General features: G+C 72.8%; 3 protein-coding genes. All 3 read left to right on the top strand.

The window, feature by feature from the left end; all coding sequences use genetic code 11:
* Nucleotides 1–99 precede the first annotated feature (99 nt).
* Genes ACXVGS_RS18910 through tsaE form a run of 3 tightly spaced genes read left to right on the top strand, consistent with a single transcriptional unit; the run spans nucleotide 100 to nucleotide 2,961 of the window.
* Nucleotides 100–1,155 (top strand): alpha/beta fold hydrolase, encoded by a 1,056-nt coding sequence (locus ACXVGS_RS18910; RefSeq protein WP_458538212.1) that lies wholly within the window; start codon nucleotides 100–102, stop codon nucleotides 1,153–1,155.
* Between the two features lie 2 nt (nucleotides 1,156–1,157).
* Entirely contained in the window at nucleotides 1,158–1,793 is a 636-nt protein-coding gene (locus tag ACXVGS_RS18905; RefSeq protein WP_458538211.1) for a uracil-DNA glycosylase, read from the top strand.
* A gap of 7 nt (nucleotides 1,794–1,800) precedes the next feature.
* Complete coding sequence (gene tsaE / locus ACXVGS_RS18900; RefSeq protein WP_458538210.1) at nucleotides 1,801–2,961, top strand: tRNA (adenosine(37)-N6)-threonylcarbamoyltransferase complex ATPase subunit type 1 TsaE; 1,161 nt, start codon at nucleotides 1,801–1,803, stop codon at nucleotides 2,959–2,961.
* The last annotated feature ends 157 nt before the right edge of the window (nucleotides 2,962–3,118 follow it).

The following is a 3,118-nucleotide window of genomic DNA, read 5'->3' as shown; positions in this document are numbered from 1 at the left end:
CGGCACCATCTCCTATGAGATCGTCAGCAGGATCGGCACCCGGGTGCCGCGGACCTACGTGGGGCAGGCAGCGTGAAGCGACATCACCGGGGTGGCTTCGTGACAGCCTGCGCCGGGGCCATCGCGGCGGGGGTCCTCACCAGTGCCGTGACCGAGCGGAAGGTGCCGGTCCGCAGGAAGAAGCGGCACCCGCGGCCCGACCCGGAGGCCGGGGAGCGGTTCGGCCGGCTGCCCGGGCGGACCGCGTTCGTGGTGTCCGACGACGGCGTACCGCTGCACGTTCAGGAGGCGGGCGACCCGTCCGCTCCGCTGACCATCGTCTTCACCCACGGTTTCGTCGTTTCCTCGCCGAACTGGCACTACCAGCGCCGCGACCTCGGCGGGATCGCCCGCCTCGTCTTCTACGACCACCGCTCGCACGGCCGTTCCGGCCACAGCGCCGCCGAGAACTGCACCATCGACCAGCTCGGTGACGACCTTTACCGGGTGCTGCGCGAGCGCGTCCCGTCCGGCCCCGTCGTGCTCGTGGGGCACAGCATGGGTGGGATGACGATCATGGCGTTGGCTGACCGGCACCCCGAGCTGTTCGGCACCCAGATCGCGGGCGTGGCCCTGCTGGCCACCAGCGCGGGCAGGATGGCCGAGGCGGCGCTGGGGCTGCCCGCCGCCATCAGCGTGCTGGTGCGCAAGCTGGTGCCGAAACTGACCGTCGGCGTGCACCGCCGGCCTGGGCTCATCGACCGCGGGCGACGGCACCGGCTCGACCTCACCTACATCCTGTCGCGCCGGCTCGGCTTCGGCAGCGACACGGTCTCCCCCTCGCTGGTCGACTTCCTCGAGCGCATGGTCGCCGGGACGTCGGTGGACGTCATCGCCGCGTTCCTGCCGACCTTCCTGTCCCACGACAAGCTGACGGCCCTCGACGTGCTCCGAGACGTGCCCGTCCTCGTCCTCGTGGGGGATGCCGACCTGGTGACGCCGGTCGACCACAGCGAGGAGATTGCGGCTGCGCTGCCGAACGCGGAACTGGTCGTGGTCCCGAAGGCCGGGCACATGGTGAACCTGGAACGGCCGGACATCGTCACCCGTCAGATTCGCCGCCTCGCTGCCCGGGCACTGGCCGAGCACACCTTGATGGCCAGGCGCGGGGCCTGACCGTGCCGGACGGGGCGGTCACGGCGGTCCGGATCCGGGCGGCCGCGGCGGGTGCCGCCGACTGGGCCGCGCTGTCCCTGCGCATCCGCGGCTGTGTGGCCTGCACCGAGCTGGCCGCGACCCGGAAGTCGGTCGTGGTGGGGCAGGCGCCTGCGCGCGCCCGGCTGCTGTTGCTCGGTGAGGCCCCCGGAGCCCAGGAGGACGCCCGCGGTGAGCCCTTCGTCGGGCGGGCGGGACAACTGCTTGACCGCACCCTCGAGGAGGTCGGGCTGTCCCGGGAGAGCGTGGCCGTGCTGAACATCCTCAAATGCCGGCCTCCTGGCAATCGCCGTCCCAGCCCCGAAGAGGCCCTGCGCTGTCGCGGCTGGCTCGACCGCCAGCTCGACATGCTGGCGCCCACGCTCGTCGTCACACTCGGGACGACCGCAGCCGCCGCGCTGCTCGGCCGGGTTCCCTCGCTGGCGTCCGTGCGCGGCAGCGTGCACGAGGTGATCGGTCCAGGCCTGGGTGCGCTGAGCGTCCTGCCGACCTACCATCCCTCGGCGGCGCTGCGGTTCGGGCCGGCCGGGGAGCCGCTGCGCGCCCTGCGCGCCGACCTTGAGCTGGCCGCCCGCCTCGTTGCGGTCCCTGCCGCCTGACCTGGCGATGCCCGACGAGCCGTTCCCCACGTTCCGGGTGGGCACCCCGCACGACATGCTGGCCCTCGGTGCCTGGCTGGCCGGGCTTCTCGTGCCGGGGGATCTGGTGGTGCTGGCCGGGCCGCTGGGAGCGGGCAAGACCGTGCTCGTCTCCGGCATCGCGGTAGGCCTCGGGTCGGCGGAGCGTGTCACCAGTCCCACATTCGTCCTGGTCCACGAGCACCGGGACGGCAAGGCGCCGCTCTTGCACGTGGACGCCTACCGGCTGTCACGCCCGGCCGAGGTGGCTGACCTGGACCTCGACCTTGACTCCTCCGTCACGGCCGTCGAGTGGGGCGAGGGGCTGGTGGAAGACTTCGGGGCCGGCCTGCCATCCGGGCACCTGCTGGTACGCATCCAGCGTCCCGTCGGCGTGGGCGGCGGGGTTGGTGAGGGCGCCGACGAGGAACGCACGGTGCGCCTGGAGCCCGGTACACCCGCGTGGGCTGCGCGGTTGCGTCGGGTCGTCGCGTTGGCCCCCGCGGCCGTGCTGTTCGACCTCGACGGGGTGCTGGCCGACTCAACTGACGCTGTCGAGCGGCATTGGATCCAGTTCGCCGAGCGACACGGGATGGACCCGGGCACGGTGCTCGCGGGCGCGCACGGCCGCCGGTCGGTCGACCACGTCGCGGAGCTGCTCGCGGGTGCCCCGCCCGACTACATCGCCGCCGAGAACGTCCTGGTCGAGCAGATCGAGGTGGCGGACAACGAGGGGGTTACCGGGCTACCTGGGGCGGCGGCGTTGTGGGCCGCGCTGGACGCGGGCCGGCCGGGCGCCCCGGTCGCGGTCGTCACGAGCGGGACGACGGCGCTCGCGCGGGCGAGGCTGGGCATCGCGGGGCTCGCCGTCCCGAGCGTGTTGGTGACAGCCGATGACGTCACCGCGGGCAAGCCGGACCCGCAGGGATACGAGCGGGCTGCCCATCTGCTCGGTGCTGCGACCGGCGAGTGCCTCGTGGTCGAGGACTCCACCGCCGGCGTCGAAGCCGGACGCGCCGCCGGCTCATCGGTCCTGGGCTTGCTCACGACGCACTCGGCCGCTGACCTGGGCGCGGCAGACCTGGTTGCCGAGGACCTGTCGGCGGTCCTCGCATTGGACGGGCGGCTATGGGTACGCACGCTGGGATGAGGGGCGCCTGCCCGCGGGTTCAGGCGATCCGCTGACCTGACCGGCCTCCGGCTCCAAGGAGCGTCGCGAGGATGAGCGGGTCTGTCGGGTCGGCGCTGGAGCTCTATACGCCTTTCCGAGTGGGTATGCGCCGTACGCTGCCCAGTGTGCTCGTCCT

The organism is Oryzihumus sp., assembly GCF_054325275.1.
This window is presented reverse-complemented; position numbering and strand designations above follow the sequence as displayed.